Annotated in this window: 18 protein-coding genes; 12 read left to right on the forward strand and 6 right to left on the reverse strand. The window is 67.2% G+C overall.

All coding sequences use genetic code 11. The annotated features are described in order from the left end of the window. Positions 1-252 precede the first annotated feature (252 nt). Positions 253-1,116: a J domain-containing protein gene (locus tag HARCEL1_RS09120; protein WP_108382651.1), complete on the forward strand. Its 864-nt coding sequence runs from the start codon at positions 253-255 to the stop codon at positions 1,114-1,116. On the opposite strand, the gene menD is transcribed toward HARCEL1_RS09120, so the two are convergent. Together menD and HARCEL1_RS09130 are read right to left on the reverse strand one after the other, a co-directional pair. Beyond that, positions 1,113-2,882, reverse strand: coding sequence for a 2-succinyl-5-enolpyruvyl-6-hydroxy-3-cyclohexene-1-carboxylic-acid synthase (gene menD, locus HARCEL1_RS09125; RefSeq protein WP_108382654.1), 1,770 nt, complete (start codon positions 2,880-2,882; stop codon positions 1,113-1,115). The two genes, HARCEL1_RS09120 and menD, sit on opposite strands and share 4 nt — an antisense overlap. Next, complete coding sequence (locus tag HARCEL1_RS09130) at positions 2,879-4,171, reverse strand: isochorismate synthase (RefSeq protein WP_108382657.1); 1,293 nt, start codon at positions 4,169-4,171, stop codon at positions 2,879-2,881. Before HARCEL1_RS09130 ends, menD begins: the two co-directional genes overlap by 4 nt. A 115-nt stretch (positions 4,172-4,286) precedes the next feature. On the opposite strand from HARCEL1_RS09130, the gene HARCEL1_RS09135 reads away from it, so the two are divergent. Next, a complete protein-coding gene (locus tag HARCEL1_RS09135; RefSeq protein ID WP_108382660.1) occupies positions 4,287-4,865 on the forward strand; it encodes a rubrerythrin in 579 nt (192 codons plus the stop codon). Next, complete coding sequence (locus HARCEL1_RS09140) at positions 4,862-5,296, forward strand: metal-dependent transcriptional regulator (protein WP_108382662.1); 435 nt, start codon at positions 4,862-4,864, stop codon at positions 5,294-5,296. The genes HARCEL1_RS09135 and HARCEL1_RS09140 overlap by 4 nt, the downstream gene beginning before the upstream one ends. Positions 5,297-5,329: 33 nt before the next feature. On the opposite strand, the gene HARCEL1_RS09145 is transcribed toward HARCEL1_RS09140, so the two are convergent. Continuing rightward, positions 5,330-6,199, reverse strand: coding sequence for a translation initiation factor eIF-2B (locus HARCEL1_RS09145; RefSeq protein WP_108382665.1), 870 nt, complete (start codon positions 6,197-6,199; stop codon positions 5,330-5,332). Between the two features lie 75 nt (positions 6,200-6,274). Continuing rightward, a complete protein-coding gene (locus HARCEL1_RS09150; RefSeq protein WP_108382667.1) occupies positions 6,275-8,032 on the reverse strand; it encodes a HEAT repeat domain-containing protein in 1,758 nt (585 codons plus the stop codon). A gap of 121 nt (positions 8,033-8,153) precedes the next feature. Between HARCEL1_RS09150 and HARCEL1_RS09155 the strand changes: the two genes are divergently transcribed. Further along, positions 8,154-10,049: an AAA family ATPase gene (locus tag HARCEL1_RS09155; protein ID WP_108382669.1), complete on the forward strand. Its 1,896-nt coding sequence runs from the start codon at positions 8,154-8,156 to the stop codon at positions 10,047-10,049. On the opposite strand, the gene HARCEL1_RS09160 is transcribed toward HARCEL1_RS09155, so the two are convergent. Then, complete coding sequence (locus HARCEL1_RS09160; protein ID WP_108382671.1) at positions 10,042-10,737, reverse strand: CDP-alcohol phosphatidyltransferase family protein; 696 nt, start codon at positions 10,735-10,737, stop codon at positions 10,042-10,044. The two genes, HARCEL1_RS09155 and HARCEL1_RS09160, sit on opposite strands and share 8 nt — an antisense overlap. Before the next feature lie 121 nt (positions 10,738-10,858). Between HARCEL1_RS09160 and HARCEL1_RS09165 the strand changes: the two genes are divergently transcribed. Beyond that, the gene (locus HARCEL1_RS09165; RefSeq protein WP_108382674.1) at positions 10,859-11,302 is read left to right on the forward strand and encodes a DUF2085 domain-containing protein; all 444 of its coding nucleotides are present in this window, start codon (positions 10,859-10,861) and stop codon (positions 11,300-11,302) included. A 36-nt stretch (positions 11,303-11,338) separates the two neighbouring features. Further along, on the forward strand, positions 11,339-11,665 hold the full coding sequence (locus HARCEL1_RS09170) for a TM2 domain-containing protein (RefSeq protein ID WP_108382677.1): 327 nt from the start codon (positions 11,339-11,341) through the stop codon (positions 11,663-11,665). Between the two features lie 40 nt (positions 11,666-11,705). On the opposite strand, the gene HARCEL1_RS09175 is transcribed toward HARCEL1_RS09170, so the two are convergent. Further along, positions 11,706-14,288: a cation-translocating P-type ATPase gene (locus HARCEL1_RS09175; RefSeq protein WP_108382680.1), complete on the reverse strand. Its 2,583-nt coding sequence runs from the start codon at positions 14,286-14,288 to the stop codon at positions 11,706-11,708. Between the two features lie 322 nt (positions 14,289-14,610). Between HARCEL1_RS09175 and HARCEL1_RS09180 the strand changes: the two genes are divergently transcribed. The 6 genes from HARCEL1_RS09180 to flaJ are packed head-to-tail and all read left to right on the forward strand — an operon-like array spanning position 14,611 to position 21,219. Continuing rightward, the gene (locus tag HARCEL1_RS09180; protein ID WP_108382682.1) at positions 14,611-16,185 is read left to right on the forward strand and encodes a FlaD/FlaE family flagellar protein; all 1,575 of its coding nucleotides are present in this window, start codon (positions 14,611-14,613) and stop codon (positions 16,183-16,185) included. Beyond that, positions 16,169-16,609 (forward strand): flagellin, encoded by a 441-nt coding sequence (locus HARCEL1_RS09185; protein WP_108382684.1) that lies wholly within the window; start codon positions 16,169-16,171, stop codon positions 16,607-16,609. The genes HARCEL1_RS09180 and HARCEL1_RS09185 overlap by 17 nt, the downstream gene beginning before the upstream one ends. Continuing rightward, on the forward strand, positions 16,609-17,058 hold the full coding sequence (locus HARCEL1_RS09190) for a flagellar protein G (protein ID WP_108382687.1): 450 nt from the start codon (positions 16,609-16,611) through the stop codon (positions 17,056-17,058). The genes HARCEL1_RS09185 and HARCEL1_RS09190 overlap by 1 nt, the downstream gene beginning before the upstream one ends. Then, positions 17,055-17,816 carry an ATPase domain-containing protein gene (locus HARCEL1_RS09195; RefSeq protein ID WP_108382690.1) on the forward strand — a complete coding sequence of 254 codons (762 nt, stop codon included), beginning with the start codon at positions 17,055-17,057 and terminating at the stop codon, positions 17,814-17,816. The genes HARCEL1_RS09190 and HARCEL1_RS09195 overlap by 4 nt, the downstream gene beginning before the upstream one ends. Beyond that, positions 17,813-19,480: a type II/IV secretion system ATPase subunit gene (locus HARCEL1_RS09200; protein WP_108382692.1), complete on the forward strand. Its 1,668-nt coding sequence runs from the start codon at positions 17,813-17,815 to the stop codon at positions 19,478-19,480. The genes HARCEL1_RS09195 and HARCEL1_RS09200 overlap by 4 nt, the downstream gene beginning before the upstream one ends. Continuing rightward, entirely contained in the window at positions 19,480-21,219 is a 1,740-nt protein-coding gene (flaJ, locus tag HARCEL1_RS09205; RefSeq protein ID WP_108382694.1) for an archaellar assembly protein FlaJ, read from the forward strand. The genes HARCEL1_RS09200 and flaJ overlap by 1 nt, the downstream gene beginning before the upstream one ends. Positions 21,220-21,227: the final 8 nt, after the last annotated feature.

Below are 21,227 nucleotides of genomic sequence, written 5' to 3' on the forward strand. Positions count from 1 at the left end.
GCCACCAGATACGCCCACAAAGGAGGGCGCATACTGGACATACATCCACGAGACAGGATAGCACACGAAGAGTGAGGGCCTTTTCCACCCCCAATACTGCGGCGGTTCAAATAGGACCGGATGCGGAGGGGGACGTGTGACCGGCGGACTGCAGTCGAGGGTCTCGCCCGTCCCGGCAGGCGTTGCCGACACTGGTGACGCAGATCACCGCCAGCCGGTGCGATTAGGTATCCCCGGCCCCCAGGGTGAGGCGTGCCGACGCTGTACGAGGTGCTCGACGTGGACCGGGACGCCGACCGGACGCACATCAAGTCCGCGTTCCGCGACCGCGTGAAGGCCGTCCACCCCGATCACAGCGACCATCCCGACGCTCGCGACGCTTTCGAGCGGGTCTACACCGCCAAAGAGGTGCTGACCGACCCCGCCGAGCGCGAACGCTACGACACGATGGGCCACGCCGACTACATCCGCCAGCACGAGGACCCAGCGCTCTGGGAGGTCGACGAGACGCCCGCGGGGTCGACGGCGAAGGGGTCGACCCACCGATCGCGAACGACGGGATCGACCCAGGCGACGCGCGGGCAGACACAGACCAGCGCCACGACCGCTGGAACCGGACCGGCCTCCGGACAAGCGAACGGACACTCGCGCTCGCGACACCGGCGCTCGCGCAACCGGTACGCACGCCGCGAGAGCGTCGTCGACGAAGACGTCTCCTGGGCCGACGGCCAGGGCACCTGGACGGCCCGCCAGTCGGTCCCGGCCTCGCCGGCCGCCGGGCGGCGGACGGACCTCCGTCGGATCGTCGGCAGCACACAGTCACTCGTCATCGCGGGCGCGCTCGCACTGTTCTATCCGGCCATCGCACTCGGGGCGTTCACACCGGCTTTTCCGCTGGTGTTCAACGCGATGGTGCTCGTCTGTCTGATCGTCATCGCGACCTATTTGCTCGCCATCCCGGAGTTCGGACTGGCGATCTTCGGTGGGTGGGGCGTCCTCGGCGGGATCGGCCTCCTGCTCGTCGGCCCGACGCTCCCGCTGGCGATCGGCTACCTGCTCTCGACGTGGGTGCCCGCAGGCCTCGCGCTGTTGACGATGGCCGTGATCCGGTACTAGCGCTCGTCCGGAAACTCCCAATCGACCGCGCGGGCGACCTGCTCGGTGACGTCGGCCCGCCAGTCGTGACTGTCGGCCCCACGGAGGTCACACTCGACGATCGACACCCCGCCGACCGCCACGGTATCGGTGAGCGCGCGCTCGACGGCCACCCGGTCGTCGACCGACCGATAGTCCAGATCGTACATCGCGGCAGCGTCCCCGAAGGTGCGGCCGTGTGGGGCCCGGAAATACTCCTCGAAGGCCTCGAAGTCCGCGATCGGCAGTTCCTCGAAGATCCCCCCGCCGTCGTCGTTGAGCACGACGATCGTCGCCGGGCCGTCGATCCGGTCGGCGGCGATCAAGCCGCCGATGTCGTGGAGCGCGGACTGATCACCGACGATCGTGACCACGGGTCCCTCGGCGTCGGCGATCCCGAGTGCGGTGCTCGTCAGGCCGTCGATGCCGCTGACGCCGCGATTGCCGTGGACCGTGAGCGTGCGGTCGGCGGGCGCACCGAACCGGTCGAGATCGCGGACGGGCATGCTGTTGCCCGCGAACAGCGTCGTCCCGTCGGGAACGCTTGCGGCGATGGCGCGGACGACCGCGCCTTTCGTCCACGCGTCGTGGCAGGCGGCCCCGATCGTCGCCCAGTAGTCGTCGGCCGCCCGTCGGACGCTCTCGACCCAGGGATCGGCGGGCCGACGGTCTCCGTCGGGACTCGGTTCGAGACGGTCGGCCACCCGATCGACGAGCACCGTCGGGTCCGCGCCGACGACGTGGCCCGCGTGGAAGGTCGCCTCGCGGTACTCACGAGCGGGATCGACCAGGAACTGTCTCGGATCGGCGGCGGCCAACCGCTCCCGGAGCGGCTTCGAGGTCGGGGACAGTCCGAACCGGACGACGACGTCCGGCGCGGGCGCGTCGAGTGTGGCATACAGTCCGTCGTAGGCACCGATGGCCTCGGAATTTCCGAAGCGGTGCCCCGAGAGTGGATCCGCGAAGATCGGTGCGCCCGCACGGTCGGCGAGGCGGACGAGCGGATCGCGATCGGGCACCGGCGGGCCACGCGGCCCGACGATCAGCGCGGGCCGGTCGGCGTCTGCGAGCGCGCTCGCGACGCGGTCGACGGTCGCGCGACGCGGCACGCTCACGCCCCGCTCGACACGAACCATCGGGCCGTCGCGGCCCGCCGCACCGATCGGTGCGCGCTCGGCCAGATTGTCGGGGACGCTCCCGTCAGGGGTCGGCTCCAGGGGCTTGCTGAAGGGGACGTTGAGGTGGACGGGACCCGCGGGCGGGCCACGCGCGGCGTCGATTGCCCGAGCGACGGTCACCCGCAGCGAACGCAGGCGCCGCGATTCGGGCGCGGGTTCGGGCAGCGTCCGGTCGAAGCGGGGCGCGCCGGCGAACACGCCCGCCTGCTCGGTGGTCTGGTTCGCACCGCTATCGAGCAGTTCGGGCGGGCGATCGGCGGTGAGGACGACCAGCGGGACGCGGCCCTCGTCGGCTTCCATCACCGCCGGGTGGCAGTTCGCGACGGCCGTCCCCGACGTCGTGACGACGGCGGTCGGGTCGCCGGTCGCCCGGCCCTGCCCGAGCGCGAGAAACGCCGCGGAGCGCTCGTCGGGGTGGACCACGGTGTCGATCCCGTCGTGATCGGCCAGTGCGCAGACGAGCGGCGTCGACCGACTCCCGGGCGCGATCACGGCCCGTTCGATCCCCGCCGCGACGCACTCCTCGACGGTCGTCGCGGCCCACAGCGCGGTCCGGTTGGGCGCGGTCATTCGAGTAGATCGAGCATCGGGCGGTACTTCAATTCGGTCTCCGACCACTCGGCGTCCGGGTCCGAGTCCGCGACGAGGCCAGCGCCGGCGAAACAGTGCGCGCGACGGCCCTCGATCAGCGCCGACCGAATCGCGACCGCAAAGGAGCCGTCACCGGTCGCGTCGAACCACCCGACGGGCGCGGCGTACCACCCCCGATCGATCCCCTCCAGGTCCGCGATCCGCATCATGGCGCGATCCGGGGGCTGGCCACCGACGGCCGGCGTCGGGTGCAGCGCGTCCGCAACCGACAGAGCGTGTACGTCGGTGTCGAGAGTCGCCTCGATCGGCGTTTCGAGGTGCTGGACCGAGGCCAGTCGACGGAGTCGTCGGTCGGCCACGCTGACGCTCGCGGGCAGCGATTCCAGTTGGTCGACGATGGCGTCGACGACGACGCGGTGTTCGTGGTCGTCTTTCGCGCTGGCCTGGAGTTCCGCGGCCAGATCGGCGTCGGCCGCTCGTGACCCGCCGCGGGCGGCCGAGCCAGCGAGTGCCGTCGTGGTGACCGTCCGGCCCCGACGATCGAGCAAGATCTCCGGGGTCGCGCCGAGGAAGGTGCCGCCGCCGACGGGCGCGACCGCGAATCGCGTGCAGTCGGGGTAGCGATCACCGAGATCCGCGAGTGCGCCACCGATCCCGACGGGACCCCCGAGGTCGGCATGCAACGACCGGGCGAGGACGACCTTGCGAAGCTGACCCGCCCCGATAGCGTCAGTCACGCGCTCGACCTGCCGGATCCACTCCATGCGGTCGGGGCGGCGCTCGACCGCGTCGATCCCGGGCGGATCGTGAGCGGGTGGGTCCTGGCCTTCGATCGCCATCCGGAGTCGCTCGAACCGGGCGTCGACGCGGTCACGACCGCGGACGACGAGCCAGGTCTCGCCGTCGACCCGGGCCGCGACGACCGCCGGGAGGACGACCGCCGCCGGAGCGAACCCCGCCCACGACTCCGAGTCCGGTGTGAACGCCGCGCCGCCGTACCACCGCGGCGACTGCCCGGCGGGACCCGTCGTGTCGACCGTCGCGAGCGTCGCAGTGGCGCGCTCCTCGATGGTCTCGAACCGATCCGACCCCGCTGCCGTGACCCGGGCGACCTGCCCACCGACGACGCGTCGCTCGTCGGCCCGGAGCCAGGCCATGCGTGGCCGATCGAGACCGTCGAAGGCAGCTAAAACGGAGCCGTCGGCAATCCGCTCGGCTCGCGTCGTCAGCCCGCCCGACGCGACGGCGGACTCGCCCACCGAATTCATCGGGGAGGAATAGCCGTCCCGCTCGGTTAAGCGCTCGCACTCCGACCGAACGGGCCCCGACGGCATCGTTTAAGGCGATCCGGGGCAATGCATCGACGATGGGAGCGGACGAGCGGTGAGCGTCACGCAGTCGATCGATTCGGTCCACCAGTTCGCCCGTCTGATTCAGATCGGGGTCGTCCTGGAGGAACTCGTCGAGACCCGCGCCAGGGCCCAGACCGGCGCCGTCGAGGAGCCGATCCGATCGCATCTGGAGGCCGCCGCGGCGACCGCCGCCGAGCACCGGACGCGCCTGCTGGGCGTCCTCGACGCGATCGATGCCGATCACGGGCCGGCCGAGGAACTCCAGACGCTCGTCCAGCACCGCTACGAGGCCGATCAAGAGTTCGATCACGTCCTCTACGAACACCTCTGTAACGTCGAGACCGCCTACAAGTTCTACGAAGACCTCAGCGAGGCCCTCGACGCCTCGACGGTCGCACTCTCGGTCGAGGGCGAAGCGATTCCGGACCGGATCGCCCACCTCATGGCCGACGAACGCCGCACGGTCGAGGCGACGACCGATCTGCTCGACGAACTCGAAGGCAACTCGGAGGCGGCGGACGGATCGGAAGCGTCAGACGAGTCGGGGGCGTCGGGAGCGGCGGACGGATCGGGAGCGCCAGACGATCCAACGGGAGGCGATCGATCGTGAACACCGCGGATCAGTACCTCCGGGCGATCTACCTGATCCAGTCGGTCGAGGACGGCCCGGCGTCGACGGGCGCGGTCGCGGATCGACTGGACGTCAGCCCCGCGAGCGCCAACGAGATGATCGGGAAACTCGAATCGCAAGACCTCCTCGATCACGAGAAATACGAGGGCGTCACGCTCACGGACGGAGGCATCGAGCGCGCCCGGAACGTCCTCGAAACGTACTGCATCATCGAGCGATTCCTGCTCGAAGTCCTGGAGGTCGAAGACTTCCGCGCGGAGGCCCGCCAACTCGAAGGCGTCATCGACGACCTGGTCGCCGAACGACTCGACACGATCATCGACCGCGAACCCGAGTGCCCGGACTGTTTCGACGCCGAGGCCGGGGCGTGTGAGAAGCTGATCGTCACCGACGAAGCGCCGTCGCAGTGATTCGCTCGAAACGGTCGACGGCGTCCCAAGAACTCATTCGGGCCGGCGAATTCCGTCGTCGGTCGCGATCGAATCCAGCAGTTCGATCGGCGTGCCGTCGTAGTTGACGTTCTCGACGACGAATCCCTCCGCGGGTTCGCGCATGACTTCGCTGACCGGGCGACGCTCGTTTTGGAACTGAAAGCCCCCTTCGGGGATCTTCGTCGACGCACCGACCGCGGTGACCGGCACGCCCGCGTCGGCGGCCGCCGCCGAGAGGGTGTGCGTACCGACGCGGTTGTAGAGCACGTCGTCGACCAGGCTGTCCATCCCGACGAGCACGCGATCGCATTCGGGGAGGTACTGCGCGCTCGCGCTGTCGACGATCAGGTGAACGTCGATCCCCTCGATCGGCCCGAAATACCGGGCGGTCTTGCGGCCGAGATAGCGGGGGCGCGCTTCGGTGATATACAGCGTGATCGGGCGCTGGGCGACGCCGTTTTCGACCGCGGCCAGGCGTTCGAGCGTCTCGATCACGGTCGTCGAGTAGTCGTGGGTCAGAATCGTCTCGTCGTCGGCCAACTCTGCGGCGGCGTTCGCGGCGGCCTCGGCTTTGGCGGACTCGACGGTGTCGATCACCTCGTCGATGACCCGTTCGGTGGCTTCTTTCGCGGCGCTGACTGCGTCGTACTCGCCCTCCGCGACGGTGTGGATGATCCGGCGCTGAGTGTTGTACAGCGTGGCGTGCGAGGGTTTCGCGCGCCGGAGCGCGCTACTGTTGCGTTCGAGCGCGCGGACGTACTCCTCGACGGTGGGGAACTCCTGGGCCGTCAGCGAGGCCAGCGCACGGGCGGCCTTGACCGCGACCACCGAGGAGGAGTGCGTCTGCATCTCTTCGATCTCCTCGATCGTCTCGTCAATCATACACGCACATCGCCACAACCGGGCAAAGGTGTTGTGCTCCGCGACGGGCCGGGTGTCGAATCGGGGCTCCAGAGTTCAGTCCTCGGCGTAGCGATCGAGTGCGCGCTGGGCCGCCGAACTGAGTGTTCGGGACGGCTCAGGGTCGTCCTCTCCACTGTCGTCCGTCGCGTCGACCGACTCGTCGTCCGATTCCTCGGTGACCGCCGTTTCGTCCGTCGCGTCGGCGGCCGCCGTCACAGCTGTCTGATCCGTTCCCGAAATGATCGGTTCGACGACGGGGTCCTCCTCGCCCGTCGTGATTCCGTCGTCCGACGCCCCGGTGTCTTGTGGAGTCCCGTCGCCAGCCGACGGCTCCGCAGCGTCCGCGGTCTCGTCACCGCTCGACAGCTCCACAGCGTCCGCGGTCTCGTCACCGCTCGACGGCTCCGCAGCGTCCGCGGTCTCCTCGTCCGCCTCGGATTCGGTCGACGGATCGAGCGCCGCCAGCGCCCGGGGGATGGCCTCGGCGAGCCGATCGTTCGTCGCGCCGCGCAGCGCGGCGATCTGGTCGTCCACGGGCCGGACCACCGCCGGGCGCTGTTCGGCCAGCGCGGCGAGCGTCTCCGCGCTCCGGGCCTGGACGGCCGTGTCGTCGTGATCGAGTGTCGCGGCGATCCGTTCAACGTGGTCGACGAGTGCGTCCGGGTGGGCCCCGGCGACGGTGGAGAGCGCTTCGAGGGCCTGTTCGACCACGGCAGGACCGTCGTCGAGGCGGGCGACGAGGTCGGCGACGGCGGGGCGAACGTCGTCGGGATACACACGCCCGACGGACGCGAGGAAGTCCGCCGCAAGTCGTCGCGTCGACGAGTCGTCGGCGTCGAGCACCGCGACCGCGTCGTCGGTGAGGTGTCGAACGGCGTCCGGATGCGAGTATCCGAACTTCGTGAGCGCCCAGAGCGCGGCGGTGCGGGTTCGTGGCTCGTCGTCGATGACGCCGCCGAGCGGGTCGACGGCGGGGGCGACGGCACCGGGATGCGCTCTGGACACCTCCCGACAGATGATCGCGGCGTATGCCCGACAGTCGTCGGTATCGTGATCGAGATGGGCCGCGACGTCCACCACTGCCCCCTCGACGGCATCGGGACACTCCGTCGCGATCCCGGCGAGCGCGAGCAGGGGGTCCCGCATCGTGTCGTGATCCTCACGATGAAGGAGCGTCCGGAGCGCTGGCACGGTCGATCGGACGCGCTCGGGATACGTGCTGGCGATCCCACCGAGCGTGCCCGCCGCCCTGGTCCGCACCTCCGGGGCGGGATTGTCGAGTTGCTGGGCGAGCCAGTCGATCTCGGGAACCACCAGGTCGGCGTCGTCCCAGGCGAGCTGTCGGAGCGCACCGAGGAGGTTGATCCGGACGTCACACTGCGATCCGTGGAGCGCGGCCCGGATCGCCTGGCTCTGAGCGCCCACATCGTCGATATTCTGGTCCGCGATCCCGTCGATGGCACGCGCGGCGGACACACGAACGCGGTAGTCCGGAGCGTCGAGATACGGGAGAAACTGCTCGGTCTCCCACCCGATGATGTCGTATTCGATGCCTCTCGAGATCGTGTCGAGGGCCCGGCGTTCGAGCCGTTCACCATACTCGGACCGGTCGACCACGCGGTCGAACGCCGCATCGATTGCGTCGAAATCGGTCGTCGCGAGCGCACGGAGCGCGGCCGCGGCGTCCCGACGGGTGTCCTCGCGGTCGACGTTCAGGAGGCCGACCAGATACGGCGCTTCGGACGCGATCGACGATGGGTCGCGCTCGGCCTGGTCGCGGAGGTGGGCCGCGCGCCGACGTCGCTGCTGCATCGTCCGACCGTGCGCACCGGTGGGTCAAAAGGGTCGTGTCTACCACCGCGCACGGTGACGATCGCGAGCACACGTCGAAACGCCAATATGCGGGCCCCGCGGACGTGCGGCAAGCTCACAGATGGAGCCATTCAGCCCCTGGATCGGCGCAGCATCGGCACTGTTCGTCGTCGCCGTGCTCGCGGCGTACATGGACGCACTCGAACAGCCGACCTGGGAGCAGGTGCTCGCCCTCGGAGCGATCTTCGTCTCGACGGCTGGCCTGCTCGTCACCTTCGACTGGCGGATCATCCCGATCGGTGTCGTCGGGACTGTCCTGTACGTCTTCGTCGACGAGGACGACGGCGAATCGCTCGGGTCGGACGACAACGACGAGCACGTCACCGACGCCGAGGACCTCGTCGAGAGTGACCCGGGACGGGATTTCGACGACGTCGGCGGCATGAACGACCTGAAAGCGACGCTGCGCGAGCGGGTCATCCGGCCGTTACGATCGCCCGGGCAGTACCAGCGGTACGGCCTCGGAGCGACCGACGGCGTGCTGTTGTACGGCCCGCCCGGCTGTGGGAAGACGTACATGGCGGGCGCGGTCGCGGGCGAACTGGGGTTCAACTTCATCGAGGTCGGCCCGACGGACTTCGCGAGCAAGTGGGTCGGGCAGGCCCCACAGAACGTCGAGAACGTCTTCGAGGCCGCACGCGAGCACAGTCCGTGTATCGTCTTCATCGACGAGATCGACGCCGTCGCGGGCGACCGGAGCAGTGACATGACCAACAGCGAACAGCAGATGGTCAACCAGTTGCTCACCGAACTCCAGTCCGACAACGACGACGTCGTCGTTATCGGCGCGACGAACTACCTCGACGATATCGACGACGCAATCCTCCGATCGGGCCGGTTCGACGAGCGCATCGAAGTGCCCCCACCGGACCCCGCCGCCCGTGAAGAGATCTTCGCGTTGCACTTGCCCGATCGGAAGACCACCGACGGGATCGACCTCGACGCCGCGGTCACGGCGACCGAGGGATACGCGTCGAGTGACGTCGAACTCGTCGCCGAACTCGCCGCACGCCACGCGATGGCGGCCGGCGACCCGGTCGACAGCGGGCACGTCGCGGCAGCCATCGAGGAGACCACGACGAGTCTGACCGGGTGGCTCCACCGCTACGATCACATCGGACTCGGCGAGGACAGTTCGGTCGCCCAGCCGGACGGGACGAACCTCCCGGCCGCAGAGGTCGTCGAGAGCGACCTGGCGACGACCTTCGACGACGTCCCCGGCATGAACGATCAGAAACGAGCACTCGTCGAACGGTTGATCGAACCGCTCGCGAACCCCGACGCGTACGCCGATCACGACGTCGACGTCGTCGACGGCGTCGTACTCTACGGCCCACCGGGCTGTGGGAAGGCGGCGCTTACTCGCGCACTCGCGGGTGAACTGGGGCTTCCGCTGATCGAACTCGGCCCCGAGACCCTGGTCGAGCGCGACGACGCCGATCCGGGCGAGGTCGTCGACGAACTCTGTGCCATCGCGCGGGCGAACGCCCCGTCGGTCCTCCACGTCGAGGCGCTGGAGACACTCGCCCCGACCGACGCCCGTCAGGCCACGCTCGGCCACCACCTCGCCAGCGCGCTCCGGGCGATCGAATCGGCCGACGTCGTGGTCGTCGGGACGACCAGTGACCTGACGAGCGTCGAGAACGAGGTCCTCGCGACGGGCGTGTTCGACGATCGCATCGAAGTCCCCGCTCCCGATCGCGACACTCGGCAGGCGGTACTCGAAGCGTGGATCGACGCCGACGTCGTCGCCGACCACTTCGACTGGGGGCGTGGCGCACGCGTGCTCGACGGCTATGCGCTGACCGACATCGAGACGATCGCCGAACAGGTCGCCCGGACCGCCGTCCGTACCGACGATCCCGCGACCGTCGGCGACGTGGAGCGCGTCGCCGAAGAGATCGGCTCCAGTCTCGGTGAGTCCGTCGAACAACCTGGGCTGAGTTACATCAATTAGGCAGCCAGCCGAACTCGATCGCGAGTACGACCGCGACCACGAGGACGCCAAGCACGGCGACCAGACGATGCGCCCCGGTCGATTTCGGCGCGCGGTAATCGGAGATCATCAGCGGACAGGCCAGAACGATCGTCAGCGCCGCGAGCCACCCGTTCCAGACGTCGGTCAACGCCACCAGCAAGTAGTTCGCCACGACGACAGCGTTCGTGTGGACGACGGTCGTCCCATGATAATATTTCGTCTGATCGATCTCGGTGAACCCCTCGACGGTGTGGCGAACGAGTCGCAGACCGCCGATGGCGAGGATGGCGAAGCCGACGACGACGCTCGCGCCGACGTGTGGGGACAGTTCCAGATCGAAGAGTAGCGCCGCTGTCACCAGGTAGACGAACACGTCGACGTAGGAGTCGATCCGGCGGCCGAGATCCGAGTCCGTCCCGCGATATCGCGCCCACGATCCGTCGAGTTTGTCGAACACGAACGCCGCGATCATCGCGACGATCGCCCAGTTCGGCTCCCGGCCGACGAACAACAGCGTCGCCACCCAGGCGAAAAAGAGGGCGACGAGACTCAGCAGATCGGCCCCGACGAGCGTGGAGACCACACTCGTCCGATCCGCGTCCGCCGTCGGGTCGATCCAGGGCAACCGCCGACGGAGTTCGCGGATCGGCCCCCAATCGTCGGGCATTGTCGGGCGGAGATTGCGCCCCCGCGCTGAAAAAGCCCCCACGTTGGCGTGGTCGGGTCGCCCGGAGCACTCTCGTCTCGGTCGCGGTAGATTCATCCTGACGGGCGCCGACCGACAGCGCGTGCGCATCGACCGCGACGAACTCCGCGCTGGCCTCCGTGCGACCACCCCGTACCTGCTCGCCCACCACACGCCCGATGCGTGGGATCACTGTTACCGAACCACGATATTGGGGCGGACCATTCGGCTCTGTGCGCGGTGTCTGGGGATCTATCCGGGTGTGCTCGTCGGCCTCGTGCTCGCGACGGCGCTCCCGTCCGGCCCTGGCCTGGCCCTCGTCGCGGTCGGCCCGCTCCCCGCACTGCTCGACTGGACGATCACCGGCCTGACCGACCGTCGGGGAGTCAATCCGGTCCGGACGGCGACCGGCGCGGCGCTCGGTATCGCCTACGGCGTCGGCCTCTGGACGCTCGTCGTCGACCGATCGGCGGTGGTGTTCGCCGTCGGTGTCGGCTACGCCCTCCTCGCGGTCGGGGCGCTGGTCGTCGTCCACCGAAAGGAGTAGTTTTTTCTCGGGTCTCCGAGACGGTTCTGGCGAGAGATGGCTTACTGTCAGAACTGCGGTGAGAGCGTCGAGGAGTCCGCGGACGTCTGTCCCGAGTGTGGGGCCAGCCTGCCCTCCGAGGACGCCACGGACTCCGAAAAGGTGGTCGCGGGCGTGTTCGCGATCCTCCTCGGGAGTATCGGGGCCCACAAGTTCTACCAGGGGAACACCAAACTCGGCGTCCTCTATCTCTGCTTTTTCTGGACGGGCCTCCCCGGCGTGATCGGTCTCGCTGAGGGAATTTTGATGCTCGTTGCCGACGACCACGAGTACGAGCAGAAATACGCCGACGGGAGCGTCTTCGGGAGTTTCGATTTCGACTGAGGGCCGGGATCGAAACTGCGCCGACAGGTGACCGGGCCGTTCAGACCGTCGGCGGCTGATCGGGCGCTCGGACGCGACGCACGAGCACGGCGACGAACAGATACGCCGGCAGCGCGAGTGCGAGAATCGCGCCAAGCAGCGCCCAGTCGGCCAGCGCGAGCGGGACCGTCCCGAAGAACGCCGTCAATGGGGTGTACAGCACGGCCAACTGGGCCGTCAGCGAGACGCCGATCGCCGCCGCGAGCCACCGATTCGACAGCATCGGCGTCTCCCGGAGCCACCGGACGACGAACAGCTTCTCGAACTCCAGGACGACGAAGCCCGTGAACACCATCGTCATCGCGTAGGCGGTCATCTCGGCCGCGCCGTCGAGGGTGTACGCCAGTAAGCCGAGCATCAACACCACGGAGACGACGCCGAGGCCGGCGATGAGCGTGAGCATGCCCGACCCGACGATGCCCCGGTCGGGATCGCGCGGTGGCCGGTCCATCACGTCGCCGCTCTGGGGGTCGGCCCCGAGCGCGAGCGCGGGCAGGCCGTCGGTCAACAGGTTGATCCAGAGGAGTTGGACCGCCGGAAGCACGAGATACCCACCGAGCGAGGCCAGAAAGACGATCGCGACCTCCGCGACGTTCGCACTCAACAGGTAGGCGACGAACTTCCAGACGTTGTCGAAGATCGCTCGCCCGCGCTCGATCGCGCGCTCGATCGTCGCGTAGTTGTCGTCGAGCAAGATCACGTCACTCGACTGTTTGGCGACGTCCGTGCCGCGTTCGCCCATCGCGACGCCGACGTCGGCGTTTTTCAGCGCGGGCGCGTCGTTGACGCCGTCGCCGGTCATCGCGACGGTGTGGCCGGTCGCCTGGAAGGCGCGCAAGATCCGGACCTTGTGGGTCGGCGTCGTGCGCGCGAACACGCGCACGCTTTCGACCCGCGATTCCAGTTCCGCGTCGCTCAGCGCCTCGATCTCGGCGCCCTCCATGACCTCGCCCTCGATCCCGACCGTCTCGGCGATCGCGCTCGCCGTCCGGCGGTTGTCGCCGGTGATCATCACCACGTCGATGCCCGCGCGGTGGGTCGCGCTGATCGCGTCGGCGACCTCCTCGCGCGCGGGATCGATCATCCCCACCAGACCGAGGAGTTCGAGGCCCGCGTCGAGGGTCTCGGGGTCCGAGGTCCGGGCGACCGCGAGCGTGCGGAGTGCGTCGTCACCGAACGCCGCGACGCGGTCCTCGATCGCCGCGCGCCGGTCGTCGATCGGGACCGATCCGTCGGCGGTCGCGACCCGATCGCACAGCTCGACGACGACTTCGGGCGCGCCCTTGACGTAGCCCCAGTCGTCGTGAGCGGTGCCCATCCACTTGCGCTCCGAGGAAAAGGGGACCTCGTCGGTGAGCGGGCGGCGCTCGCGCAGGGCGGCGGCGTCGATCCCGCGGTCGGCGGCGGCCTCGACCAGCGCCTGCTCGGTCGGATCGCCCGCCTCGGCAGTCGCGTCGCTACAGAGCACGGCGGCCTCGAAAAGCTGGTTCAGACGGTCCTCGGCGTCCGGGACCGACCCGGCCCCGTCGCCGTCGAGGTCGATGGACTCGTCGTCGATCCAGGCCCGCGCGGCGGTCATCCGCCCCGCGGTGAGCGTCCCGGTCTTGTCGGTACAGACCGTATCGACCGATCCGAGCGCCTCGACCGCAGGCAGGCGGCGCACGAGGGCGTTCTCGTCGGCCATTTTCCGAACGCCGAGCGCGAGCGTGAGCGTCACGACCGCGGGCAGGCCCTCCGGGACGGCGGCGACCGCGAGCGAGACCGCGGTCAGCAGCGTCTCGACCAGGCCCGTTCCCCGAACGTAGAGGAGTGGGACGACGAGCACCGCGAGGCCGATCACGCCCATCCCGAGTCGCCGGCCGAGGCGATCGAGTTCGACCTGGAGCGGCGTATCGGTCTCCTCGGTCCGGGAGAGTTCGGTCGCGATCGAACCGACGGCGGTGTCCATGCCCGTCCCCGTGACGACGGCGACGCCCGACCCCCGCGTAACCGAGGTCCCCTTGTGGACCATCGAGGTCTGATCGGCCAGCGGCGTCGCCGGGGCGACCGGATCGGCGGCTTTCCCGACCGGGACGCTCTCGCCGGTGAGCGTCGCTTCGTCGACCTCCAGGCCCGTCGCCGCGATCACGCGGGCGTCGGCGGGGACGACGTCGCCGCTCTGCAGGGTGATGACGTCACCCGGGACGAGATCGGGAGCCGCCCGCTCGACGGTCGATCCGTCCCGGCGGACCCGGGCGGTCGGCGCGGCCATCTCGCGGAGCGCATCGAGACTCGCCTCGGCACGGTAATCCTGGACGAACCCGAACACGCCGTTGGCGACGACGATCACGAGGATGAGCACCGCGTCGATAGCGTGGCCCGCGACCGCCGAGAGGATCGCGGCAGCGACGAGCACCCAGATGAGCGTGCTGTCGAACTGTGCGATCAGGATGGCGAGCGGGGAGCGACTCGCCTCACTCGCGATCTCGTTCGGGCCGACCGTCGCCCGGCGGCGGTCGGCCTCGGCGTCTCTGAGCCCATCGCGTTCGACGCGGTGCTCGTCGAGGACGGCCTCGACCGACTGGCTCGCTGGCGATGCCGACATGCTCTGGCGGTCGCGGGCCGGCTTCAAAGCCGTTGGGTCCCCGACCGGACTCACGATGAGCCGACGGGTCGTCGACCCCCAAGACATCGAGGGCAGTCCCAGCGTCGGTCCCAACCCGGACTGGCGCTTCAAAATATTGTAGCTGATACTGTAACTCCCCAGCGGGCGACAGACGCGCCCGACCCTAATTCGCAATTTTGGGTTCTTTTCCGTGTGTTTTAGCAAAATTCAGCCACCAGTTACGGCCACACTACCGACACAATTATCAATACTGATTGTAGTAACACCACATTGAAGGCGAGTAAGGAGGTATTAATCAGCGATGAGTGCCCTCGCGTCGATCCCCCTCGATGTCGTCCATTCGGTCGACCCGGGGACGGTCGCGGTGTTCTCGGTTCTCGCTGGCGGCCTCGGCATGAGCATCCGGAACGTCTTCGACTCGATCATGTCCGAGGAAGACGGCGACGAGGACGACGAGGGCGACGAGGACGACCTGATGGGCGGTGACGACGACCTCGGAGGACTGGGCGATTTCGACGACGGCGACGACGAGTTCGGTGACTTCGACGACGGCGACCTGGGCGACATGGAGGGCGACGGCGCCGACACGGACGAACTCGAACACCGTCTCGACGAGATCGAAAACGAGGTCGGGAGTCTGTCCTCGACGGTCAACACCGTCCGCAACGAGAACGAACAGATCAGTGAGACCGTCGACGACGTCGAAGAGAACGTCCGCAAACTGCTCGACATCTACGAGATGGTGACTCGCGGCGTGAACCCCTTCGCTGACGACGTCGAGGGGTCCGGGTTCGCCGGCGGCGGAGCCGAGGGCTCCTTCGGACTGTTCGACTCCGAACCCGACGAACAGGACGACGACGACGCTCTCGACGAGGATCTCGCGGACGCCGACCCCGAGGGCTTTTTCGACGAAGACCTCGCGGACGATCCGGACGATTTCGACGACGTCGACGACTTCGGCAGCGGAGCCATCGACAGCGGTGAAAGTGACGGATCGAGCAGTGCCGACGATAGCGGTGGCGACGGCGGCAAGTCGTTTCAGGACCTCAAAGACGAGTACGAGAACGGCGACGCGGAGTGGGCCGAGGGTGAGGACCCGGACGACGTGGAGAGCTTCGACGACGAGTTCGACGACGAAGCCCTGGACGACGAGTTCGACGACGAGGCTCTGGACGACGATTTCGACGACGAGGCCCTTGACGAGGCCGCCGAGGACGCGCTCGACGACGGACTGTCAGAGGACGCCTCCGACGACGCGGACGAGACGAGCGACGAGGCGATGGACGATCTGGCCGACGACGACCTGTTCGACACCGTCATCGACGACGAGGAACCGACCGCTGAAGAACCGACCGACGAGTCGGGCGATGACCCTGCGCCCAGTCAGGATCCCGAACCGTCGCCGGATCCCGATCCAACCACCGAGACGACCGCACGACCGGATTCGGTCGACGACACAGACGCGGCCACCGATGAAGACGCGATCGACGAGACCGCAGATCCCGCGACGGCGACCGATGACGGCGAGTCGGCAGCCACGACCGCTGGCGACGGGAAGCCCTACCTGACGACGGTCCCCGACGGGCCGGTCCGTGAGGTCGTGACGATCGAGTGGCTCGAACACCTCGTCGACCGCCTCGGGACGAGTAACGCCCGACAGGCACTCCAGTACTACGAGCGGATCGGCTGGATCAGCGCGGACGCGCGTGCGGAACTCGAACGCTATCTCGCGGGCATCGACGGCGAGCCGACGGGAGTCGACCCCGACGTCGAGGTCCACACGACCAGCCTGGGGTACATCCAGGAATTGAACGGGACGGGCCGATCGTCGATCGGCCTCGGCAGTGGAGGTGACCTGGATGGGATTCAGCGTTAGTGGGTCGGCAGCGATCATCTTCGCCGCGATGTTCATCGCGTTCGGAATGTTTTATACAGCGACGACGACCAGCGCCGATCGGGTGACCGACGCCACCGACGACTGGCGCGACCGATCGCTCGACCTGCAGAACGCGGCGATCACCGTCGAGAACGTCACCGTCGAGTCCAGCGGCGGGACCTACGCCGTCAACGCGACGGTCCTGAACACGGGCGGAGCGACGCTCGCAGTCTCTCGGACGGATTTCTTGATCGATAACACCTACCAGACCGCGTTCGTCGACCGGGCCGTCGAGGGTGACGGCGAGACCGACCTCTGGGTGCCCGGCGAGCGTCTGACCGCGAACATGACCGTCGGGAGTGCGCCGAGCCGACTCCGGGTCGTCACCGACCACGGCGTCGCCGCGACGGAGGTGATCGCCTGATGGCGAGCGTCTCGGCGTCTCACCTGATCATCTTCATCGCGAGCATTCTCGTCGCGGCGACCGTCGCCGGAACGATCACCGCGACGGTTGCCGACATGAGTCAGTCACTCGAAACACAGGGTGTCGACGTCTCGGATCAGATCGCGACCGATTTCGCGGTCATCACCGACGCCGGCGCACAGGTGTACGATCGCGACGGGGCAGAGAACGTCACCCTACACGTCAAAAACACCGGGTCGCGGTATCTCCCGGACGACGCCAGTCAGATCGACGTCTTCGTCGACGGTGAGTACACGACCGACGTGACGGTGACGATCGTCGACGGGACGGCCTGGACGCCCGGGTCAGTCGCGCGGTTCGACGTCGCCGCCCCCGGCCTGACGACTGGCGATCACCGCGTCAAGATCGTCGCCGGCGGCCACGAGGAGGTGTTCGAATTCCGACTATGAGCGTCGCAACACAAGACCTGTACTCGATCGGACTGAGCGAGCGAGACCGACTGAACAAGGAACTCGGCGGCGGGTTCCCCCCGGGCAGCATCGTCCTCATCGAGGGCGACTACGGGGCCGGCAAGTCCGCGATGACCCAGCGGTTCTCGTATGGCCTCTGTACGGAGGGCCACCAGGTCACCTATCTCTCGACGGAGATCACCGTCGGCGGCTTTCTCGAACAGATGCACTCGCTGGACTACGGCATGGTCCAGCACCTCCTGGACGAGCAGATTCTCTTCTTGCACGCCGACATCGCGGACACGAACACGTTCCAGAACAGCGACGAAGAGACCGAGCGCAAGGAACTGCTCCGGCGTCTGATGGAGGCCGAGGCGATGTGGGAGTCGGACATCATCCTCATCGACACGTTCGACGCCATCCTGCGGAACGACCCCAAATTCGAGGCGCTGATCCGCCAGAACGACGAACGACAGGCGGCCCTGGAGATCATCTCCTTTTTCCGTGACGTCATCTCGCGGGGGAAGGTCATCGTGTTGACGGTCGACCCGTCGACGCTGGCCGAGGAGGCGATCGGGCCGTTCCGGTCGATCGCTGACGTCTTCCTCGAACTGGAGATGGTCGAGGTCGGCAACGACGTCCGCCGCCAGATCTCCGTCAAGCGGTTCGCGGGCATGGGCGAACAGGTCGGAGACAGTATCGGCTACTCCGTCCGCTCGGGGACGGGGATCGTCATCGAATCGAGGAGTGTCGCATGACCGAACAAGGCACGGCCAAGCCGTCGGACGAACTCCGGCGTCACGCCGCGCGCCGCCCGCACCTCAGCGAGCACCTCAAGAAGTTCAAGCAGATCACCGGCGAGTTCCCGATGTTCGTCGACGAGATCGGCGGCGATTACGAGACCGACCGGCCGAACGTCATCTACCCGGTCGGTGGCCCGATCTACACGCACATCTACGGCGACATCGGCCAGGACATCAAATACTACGCCATCGAACCGGAACTCGACGACGACGAGCGCGTCGTCTTCGATCAGGTCCGGGACCGCCTGCTCGAAAAGAGCGTTCACGGGGCCGCCCCCGAGGCCGACGACGAGTACGACGACCGTATCGAGGAGCTCCTGGGAGAGACGACACGGATCCGTGACGACGAGACGGGCGTGCTTTCGCGACTCTCGAAGCTGCGTGACGTCGGCAAGGTCGACCTCGACGAATCGACCTACGAGAACATCCGGTATCGCTTGAACCGCGACATCGTCGGGCTGGGCCCGCTCGAACCGGTGATGCGCGATACGGCGAACGAGGACATTCACGTCATCGGGCCCCACGAGTGTTACGTCGACCACGAAGTGTACAGCCTGATCGAGACGACCGTCGACTTCGGAGAACCCGACGAGTTCGAACAGTGGCTGCGAAACATGGGCGAGCGGATCGGTGACCCCGTCTCGGACAACGACCCGATCATCGACTCGACACTGCCCGACGGGTCGCGTATCAACATCATCTATTCGGACGACGTTTCGGTCAAAGGCCCCTCGCTGACCATCCGGCAGGGCCAGGAAGAGCCGCTGAGCACGTTCCAGATCGCGAAGTGGGGGACGCTCAGCCCCGAACTCGCGGCGTACCTCTGGCTCGCTTTAGAGAACGAACAGACGATCTTCGTCGTCGGGGAGACGGCGTCCGGGAAGACGACGACGCTGAACGCGATCACGTCGTTCATCCCCCGCGACTCGAAGATCTACACCGCCGAGGACACCGCCGAGGTCATGCCGCCACACAACACCTGGCAGCAACTCATGACCCGGGAGGGCGACGACGAGTCCAGTAGCGTCGACATGTTCGATCTGGTCGCGGCCGCACTCCGGTCGCGGCCCGATTACATCATCGTCGGTGAGGTTCGTGGGGAGGAGGGGCGGATGGCGTTCCAGGCCGCCCAGACCGGCCACCCGGTCATGCTGACCTTCCACGCGTCTGACATCGTCTCGATGATTCAGCGGTTCACCGGCGACCCGATCAACGTCCCCGAGACGTTCATGGACAACGCCGACATCGCGCTGTTCCAGAACCGGGTCAAACAGGGCGACGACGTGCTCCGCCGGGTCACGTCGGTCCAGGAGATCGAGGGCTACTCCAAGGAGATGGACGGTGTCGTCACCCGACAGGCCTTCTACTGGGATCCCGTCGAAGACGAGATCGTCTTCCAGGGGATGAACAACTCCTACGTGCTCGAAGAGCAGATCGCGACGCTGCTGGGCTACGAAGACACCCGCGACATCTACGACGATTTGCAGTTCCGCGCGAAGTTGATCGAGCGCGCGATCCAGGAGAACATCCTCGGCTACCACGAGGTCAACGAGTTCATCGAGAACTACCAGCGTGACGGCCTCGAAGGGGTTCCGTTCGACATCCACCGGGAGCAATAATGGCGACCCAGGAGGCCACCGTCGATTCGTCGCTGTCGGAGTTGTTCGCCTCCCTCGTCGACTCGTATCGCCGGTTGCCGATGCCGCTCGGGGTGTATCTCACCCGGTATCTCGTCCCGGCGGGCGTCTTTTTCGTCGTCACACTGATCGCCCCGTTCGTCCTCCCGCTGCCGCTCGGGATCGCCCTGCCGATCCCGCTGCTCGGCCTGTTGATCTTCGGGTCGGTCGTGTTCTATCCGAAGATCCTGATCTCTCAGCGACGCCGCGCACTCAACAATCGCTTTCATCTGATGGTCACACACATGACCGTGCTCTCGACGACGAACATCGACCGGATGGAGGTGTTTCGCGCGCTCTCGAAAGAAGAGGAGTACGGCGCGCTGGCCGAGGAACTCCGCCGGATCGTCGAACTCGTCGACACCTGGAATCTCAGTCTCGACGACGCGTGTCGCCGCCGCGCCAAGGAAGTCCCCAGCGATCACCTCAGTGATTTCTTCGATCGGCTCTCCTACACGTTGGGGGCCGGCCAGTCGCTGGAAGACTATCTCGTCAGCGAGCAGGACATGATGATCGAGAACTACAAGACCGTCTATCGGGGGACGCTGGGGAACCTGAACGTCATGCAGGACCTGTATCTGTCGATGATCCTCTCGATGACGTTCGCGCTCGTCTTTGCGATCGTCCTGCCGATCCTCACCGGGACGAACCCCACGATGACCGTCGCCGCGGTCATCTTGATGTTCATCCTCGTGCAGTCGGGGTTCTATCTGGCCGTCCGGTCGATCGCTCCGTACGACCCGGTCTGGTTTCACCCCACCAGCGTCGAGGGGCCCATCCAGCAGCGACTCGATCGCGCGTTCAAGATCGGTGTCGGCCTGTCGGCGCTGTTGGTCCTGATCGCGTTCGGCGGCACGCTCGGCGTCACGCCCGGATTCGAGGCGTTGCTCCCCTGGGTCGACGAGTTGCCGCTCCCGCTCTATGTCGCCATCCCGATGACGCCCATGCTGTACCCGGGAATCGTCGCCCGCCAGGCCGAACAGAAGATCAAAGGCCGCGACGACGAGTTCCCGAGTTTCATCCGCGCGCTGGGTGCGACCGAAGGCGCCAAGCAGTCGACGACCGGGGCCGTGCTGGCCAGTCTGCGCAACAAGGACTTCGGCCCGCTGACCGAGAACGTCGACAACCTCTATCGTCGGCTCAACATGCGTCTCGAACCCGCGAAGGCCTGGCATCACTTCGCCGCCGGCACGGGATCGTACCTCATCCAGAAGTTCTCCGAGATGTATCTCGTCGGCCGGAAGATGGGTGGGTCTCCGAAGATGCTCGGTGAGTTGATCAGCGCCAACATGAACGAGATCCTCCAGCTCCGCCAGGAGCGCACCCAGGAGACGACGACGCTCATCGGGATGTTGTACGGGATCACCGCCGCGTCGGTCTTTGCCTTCTTCATCGGCCTTGAGATCGTCACGATCCTCTCGGGGATGAGCCTGGATCTGGCCTCGTCGGCGGAGTTCGACGTGAACTCGCTGATCAACGCGAGTGTCTACAACATCCCGCTGATCGAGGCACTGCTGATCGTCGTCATCGTGTTCAACGCGATCCTTTCGGCGCTGATGATCCGGACGCTCGACGGCGGGCACAAGATGAACACCTACATGCACATCGTCGCGCTCACCTGGATCGGCGCGATCACCGGCGTATTCACGCGGTGGATGGTCGGCCAGTTCCTCGCGATCTGAGCGGAGTC

It is taken from the genome of Halococcoides cellulosivorans (assembly GCF_003058365.1).
Taxonomy (GTDB): Archaea; Halobacteriota; Halobacteria; order Halobacteriales; family Haloarculaceae; genus Halococcoides; species Halococcoides cellulosivorans.